The 6,236-nt window shown below is 70.3% G+C and carries 3 protein-coding genes; 2 read left to right on the forward strand and 1 reads right to left on the reverse strand.

What is annotated here, in order from left to right; genetic code table 11:
- The first annotated feature begins 586 nt into the window (after positions 1-586).
- The gene (locus tag ACFWA9_RS04225) at positions 587-3,178 is read left to right on the forward strand and encodes a Helicase associated domain protein (protein WP_380382932.1); all 2,592 of its coding nucleotides are present in this window, start codon (positions 587-589) and stop codon (positions 3,176-3,178) included.
- A 72-nt stretch (positions 3,179-3,250) separates the two neighbouring features.
- On the opposite strand, the gene ACFWA9_RS04230 is transcribed toward ACFWA9_RS04225, so the two are convergent.
- Positions 3,251-3,439 carry a hypothetical protein gene (locus tag ACFWA9_RS04230; RefSeq protein ID WP_380382934.1) on the reverse strand — a complete coding sequence of 63 codons (189 nt, stop codon included), beginning with the start codon at positions 3,437-3,439 and terminating at the stop codon, positions 3,251-3,253.
- Positions 3,440-3,654: 215 nt separating this feature from the next.
- On the opposite strand from ACFWA9_RS04230, the gene ACFWA9_RS04235 reads away from it, so the two are divergent.
- Positions 3,655-6,236 (forward strand): NACHT domain-containing protein (locus ACFWA9_RS04235; protein WP_380382936.1); only part of this gene is annotated, 2,582 nt, incomplete at its 3' end.

Raw genomic sequence — 6,236 nt, forward strand, 5'->3', positions numbered from 1 at the left:
GGCGTTCGGCCCTCCGTTCGCGGCCGTCCTTCGGACGGCCGGCGGACCCGCTCCGCGTGTCCGCGCCCGGGCTTCGCCCGGGCGCCCCGGCGCTCCGCGCTCGGGGCCGGCCTCACTCCGCTTCGCTCCATGAGGCCGGTGGGCTGATGCCTCATCACACAGTTGAACTGGGTCTTTGGCTGAACTCAAGACAGGCTCACTGGGAGGAGGGTGGGCGCCGGGGGCGCGTGCGGGTCGGCTTCACTCCCCCAGGATTGGTCTAGACCGTGGTCCAGGCCACTGTTTCGGCCTCTCGAAGGACCGGGGTGCGCTACCCTGGCGGGGTGAGCAACGGTCCTTGCTGTATCAGTCTTGGAACGTCAGGTGATCCCGCCGGAAGCGGGGTCCGGACCCGCCCCTTTCGGGTATTCGCCAGTTTTCGTGACTGGGGACTGATATCCTGCCGGATAGTCGCTTCTATCGGGCTTGAATTCCGGTTGACGGGATTCTTTCGCCGATCTGTCGAATGTATCAGTAGGGCACTGCCAGCATTTCCCGCGTGGTCCCGTGTGCGGGCTCGGGGATGGGTGAGGGGAGACACGTTTTCGTGGACGTCGTGAAGCCCGGCCTGATGGCCGCTCAGGCAGCCGCCGGCATCTCGCTGCGCGGGCACCAGGAGGAGGCCCTGGAGGCCATCGTGCGGGGCCTGACGCCCCGTCCGGGGCACCCCGCCCCGAACGGGCTGCGGGTGACCGTGCAGATGGCCACCGGGTCCGGCAAGAGCTACGTGGGGGCGGCGGCCGGCCAGAAGCTGGTGCCCCGCGGCGTGGTCCTGGTCGTGGTGCCGACGCTGGACCTGCTGGTGCAGATGGTCGGCTCGTGGCGGGCGGCCGGGCGTTCCGGGGAGATGCACGCGATCTGCTCGCTGGTCGACCGTGAGCTGCCGTACGGGGTGATGGCGTCCACCAGCCCGCTGGCGATCGGTATGTGGCTGTCCCAGGCCGCGAAGCACCGCCGGCCGACCACCATCTTCGCCACCTACACGTCGGTCGGCGCGGTCGCCGACGCCTACGAGTACTGGGCAGAGCGTCAGGGCGAGCTGCTGCCCCCGCTCGGGCTGATGGTCTGCGACGAGGCGCACCGCTCCTCCGGCAGCGTGGAGAAGGCCTGGACCGTGGTGCACGACCAGGCTGCGATCCCCGCGGAGCGCCGGCTGTACATGACGGCGACCCCGCGGATCTGGGCACCGCCCAAGCGGCCGGTGAAGGGCCGGGAAGGGGCTTACCAGCCGCTGCCGCAGGAGCTGGCGGTGTCCATGGACGATGGGCGGGTCTACGGCCCGCACGTGTACTCCCTGGGCCTCGCGGAGGCCATCGACCGCAAGCTGCTGGCCCCGTTCGAGATCGTGGTCCTGGAGCTGCGCGACCCGCTCGGCGACCGGGACAAGGCGCAGCAGCAGGGTGTGCCGTGGGGTCCCGGGGTGGGCGAGGCTGAGGACGGGAGTGAGGACGAGGTGCCGGTCGAGCGGCTCGCGGCGATCCAGGCCGGGCTCGTCAAGACGGTCGTGGAGCGGGGTCTGGAGCGGTGCATCACGTTCCACGGCCGCACGATCGAGGCCCGCTACTTCTCGGAGACGCTGAACCAGACCGTCGAGAAGCTGCACTTCGAGAACCCGCAGAAATACCCTGCTGAGTTCTGGGCGCAGTGGCTCTCCGGTGAGCACGATGTTGATTTCCGCAAGGAGGTCATCGGGGACTTCGGAAAGGGCGAGGAGGACGACGGGCTGAAGCACCGGATCGTGTCCCAGTGCAAGGTCCTGGGCGAGGGAGTAGACATCCCGAATGCGGATTCAATTCTTCTCCAGGGCCGGGGCAGCATGGTGGATATCGTCCAGGCCATCGGCCGGGCCCTCCGGATGAAGCCCGGCGAGGGAAAGACCGCCAGCCTGATCGTCCCGGTCTTCCTCAAGCCCGGGGAGCAGCCGGGGGACATTCTGGAGTCGGACAGCTATTCGCCGCTGGTTCGTATTTTGACTGCCTTGAGGTCTCACGACGCCAGGGTGGTGGAGGCTCTCGCGGTGCCGCAGAAGTCCGGCAAGCGGACCAAGGGGCGAAGCGCTGAGGCGGCTTCCACACCTGGTGAGGCCGGTTCTGGTGCGGGTGGGTCGGGGGCGTTCACGCTGCCGGTGCGGTTCCAGTCGCCGGTGGACGAGAACGTGCTCGCGTTGTTCATCGCCACGCGGGTGCTGGTCGGCGAGACGCAGCTGTGGCGCGAGGGGCTCGGCCACGCGCGGAAATGGTTCGAGGAGACCGGCGGCCTGGACGTTCCCTATTCGGCACTCGTTGGCGAGAACGGGAACTACCCGCTCGGAAAGTGGCTGTCGGACCGGCGGAGTGAGAATGCGGCCGGTGAACTGGCGACGTACCGGGTGGAGATGCTGGACGCGCTCGGGATGATCTGGTCCGTGTCGGACGCGCGGTTCGAGGCCGGCCTGGACTGGGCGCGGGTCTGGGCGAAGGGCCACAGCGGCAGCCTGGCGGCGCCGGCGCGCGCCTCCATCGGCGGATACGCCATCGGCACCTGGCTCGCCGAGCTGCGGGCCGCGGCCCAGGTACCGGCCGGGCAGCCGGGGGCGCTCGCGCCGGAGCGGCGGCGGGCGTTGGAGGAGATCGACCCGTTCTGGTGCCCGGCATGGCCGATCACCTGGCAGCGCGCCTACGCGGTCGCCCGGGCGTGGTGGCTCGACAGCGACGGGCGGGTCGACTGGGCGCAGCTACCAGAGGCGACGGTGTTCGAGGGTGAGCAGCTCGGCCGCTGGGTTCAGGCACAGCGGGCCGGCTTCCCCGAGTTGGAGGAGGATCAGCGGGACCTGCTGACGGCGATCGGCATCGAGGAGGACCAGGAGCTGGTGGCCGCCAAGGCCGCCGCCGAGGCGAAGCCGAAGGTGTCCCGCACCGACCGGTTCCAGCAGGGCCTGGCCGCCCTCGCCCAGTTCGTCGAGCGGGAACGGCACCCCCGGGTGCCCCGCCCGCACAAGGAACCGTTGAAGGCCGTGGAGGCCGGCCCCGGCGGTGAGGAGCGGGTCGTGGTGTCGCACTTCGCGCTCGGCACCTGGCTCAACAACCAGAAAGCCCGCCGGGCGAAACTCACCCCGGGCCAGCTCGCCCAACTCGCCGAACACGGAGTCGAGTGGGCGTAGGACGGTGGGGGGCGGTCCTGATGGGCGTGGCTGCCCGTAGTGGGAGGTAGCCACGCCCATCTGGGGTGGGTGTTAGTGGGTCTTCAGCCACCAGTCGACGATGGCGATCAGGATCGGGGCGGGGGTGGCGGCCAGGGAGAGGAGGGCGGTACGCCCGGTCTGGCGGAGGATGGAGGTGCCGGCGGGGGCGGGCGGGGTGTCCGGTGCCGTGTCGGCGCCGGTGTGGGCGGGGTCGGGCTTGCGGGCGGGGTTGTTGTGCATGGCGGGTGTCCTTTCGGGTGGTCGCTGGTGTTGGGGTGCCGGGCCCGGCGTTGGCTCTGAATGTGGCATCAGGGCAGGCGGGGTGTCCCAAGATGCGGGCGGGGAGGGCGGGGTGGGCACTACGCTGCTGGTCAGCGGTGGCGGGTCGCGGTACCCGCCAGCCCTGCTGCGGGCGGGGCGGGCGCAGGCGGGCGAGGGACGGGACGGGCCGGACGATGCCGGAGAACGAGCTGTTGGAGCCGGGCCCGAAGCGGTTGGCGCTCTATCTGGGGCTGCGTGAGCTGAAGGAGAGGGCGGAGCAGGCTCGCAAGGCTCAGCCGGCCCTGTGCGGGCAACTGGAGCTGGAGAAGGCCGTACGGCGCACCCGGCGTGCTGGGACGGAGACGTTCGCCGGGAAGCGGATCAGCTCGTGGGTTCCTCCGACTGGCCGTGCGGGTGAGGCGCAGGTTCCGCAGGACGCCGAGGTGTTGCTGGCGGTGGTGGCGGTGTGGTCGGCGTGGGCGGGTGCCCCTTCGCTGGCGGCTGACGGTCGGGTGGAGGAGCGGTGGCTGCGCGGGGAGCGGTCCCGGTGGGAGCGGTTGCTGGACGGGGCCCGGGCAGAGCGTGAGGCCGTCCGCGCGGGCGGCGTCGGGGATGCCGTGGCGCAGGACCAGGTGCGTGCCGCTGAGTGGGCGAGGGCCGTGGAGGAGTACCGGCGGCGGGTGCGGGAGGTACACCGTCGGTTGAATCTCGATGTCCTGGGGTCCTCCGGCAGTGCCGGTGAGCAGCCGGTGATTGAGGTGCGGCAGGTGTTCATGCCGCAGCTGTGCCGTCCGCACGTGGCGCAGGTTCCGGGTGAGGTGCGCAGGCTGCTGGCGGCGCACGAGCTGGTGGACACCGACCTGCCGCCGAGCATGGAGGTCGAGGCGGCCCGCGCCCTGCGCAAGGCCTACCACGCTCAGCCGGCGCGGCCGGTGCTGGAGGTGTTGGCGGGTGAGGGGGGCCGGCGGGTGGTGGTGCTGGGCGATCCGGGTGCGGGGAAGTCGACGCTGGCGAAGTACACGGCGTTGGCGTTGGCGGGAGCATTGGAGGAGATGCCGGCGGAGCTCGCCGGGCTGTCGGGGCTGGTGCCGGTGGTGGTGGAGCTGCGGCAGTACGCGCAGGCGCTGTGGCGTGATCGGACGATCGAGGACTTCCTGGAGCATGTCGACCGGCAGGACCGGATGTGCCTGACGCGGCCGGTCTTGGAGGGTCTGCTCGCGCGGGGGCGTGCCGTGGTGTTCTTCGACGGCCTGGACGAGGTGTTCGATCCGGCCGTGCGGGCGGAGACCGCTCGGCGGATCACCGCGTTCGCCGCCGACCACCCAGACGTGCGTGTGGTCGTGACGTCGCGGGAGTACGGCTACCGGGCTGGTGAGTTCACCGCGGCCGGGTTCGCGCAGGTGATGCTCCAAGACCTGGAGCGCGGGCAGGTCGAGGAGTTCATCCGCCGCTGGTACACCGCCGCCCATCCGGCGAACTTCTCCCTCGCCTCCCAACTCACCCAACGCCTGCTCGGCGCGGTGCGGGGGGTTCGGGCGGTGGCGGAACTGGCGGGCAACCCGCTGCTGCTGACCGTCCTGGCGTCCATGGGGCTCGGTAAGACCATCCCCCGCGAGCGCCGCGAAGTCTACGCCCACGCGGTGGAGGTCCTCATCGAGCAGTGGGACAGGGATGCCAAATTCCTTGCCCCCCACTCTCCGGTCGCCGGAGAGGCCGCCCAGGCACTGGAGTGGCTCAACGTCGACAAACGCCTCAAGGTGTTGCAGCGCATCGCCCGCCGCATGCAGGAGGGTGCGGGCCGGCCCGCCGGCACGTTCATCCAGCACACCGAGCTGACCGGCATCATCAGCAGCTACCTGACCGAACAGAACATCTCCCGCACCGCCGCCGACATTGCCGCCGAACATGTCGTCGACCGGCTGCGCACCCGTAACTTTCTCCTTGCCCACTACGGCGGCGGCGTTTACGGGTTCGTCCACCGCACGTTCCTTGAATACCTGGCCGCCAGCGAGCTTCTGGAGCGTTACCACGAGGAGGAGTGGAGCCGTGACGAGATGGTGGGGGTCTTGGCCGAGCGTGCCGGTGACCCCGCGTGGCACGAAGTCCTGCTCCTCGTGGCCGGCAACCTCCATCAGCGCGGCGTCGCTGCCTTCATCGCGTATCTCCTGCGCCAGCACCGGCGCGCAAGGAGTCCCAAAGGTTGGTCAGTGCCGATGCTGGTACTGGCCATCCGCGTCCTGGCCGAGGTCAAGGAGATCGGCGCCTCGCCCGCCCCGGGCACCAAGGACCGGCACCTTTCCGTAGCCGCCCAAAGCGACGCCGTCATCAGCGCCCTCACCACCACGCTGCGCCAGTCAACATTTGTCTCCGTCGAGGAAGCCCTACCGGCCCTCGGGACCTTCGACCGCTTCTGGAGCGGCCGGGACCGCTACCTCCGCTGGTACTACGCGATCCCATCGGGGGATCACGCGTTTCAGTGCAGCGAAATCGCTGCGGCGCTGAGTCGAAACTGGGAAGAGACGGCGCGCCAGGCGCGTATCCCCTGGGATCCGTCCCTTCGCAACGCGGCCTTGGAAGTGCTCGGGGAGCGGTGGCCGGACGACCAGAACACCCGCCAAGCCGTCCTGACCACCGCCACCGACACCGACACCCACCCGAACGTCCGCAGCACCGCCCTGCGGGTGCTCGGGGAGCGGTGGCCGGACGACCAGAACACCCGCCAAGCCGTCCTGACCACCGCCACCGACACCGACACCCACCCGAACGTCCGCAGCAC

Origin of the sequence: Kitasatospora sp. NPDC059973, assembly GCF_042737525.1 — a bacterium.
Taxonomy (GTDB): domain Bacteria; phylum Actinomycetota; class Actinomycetes; order Streptomycetales; family Streptomycetaceae; genus Kitasatospora.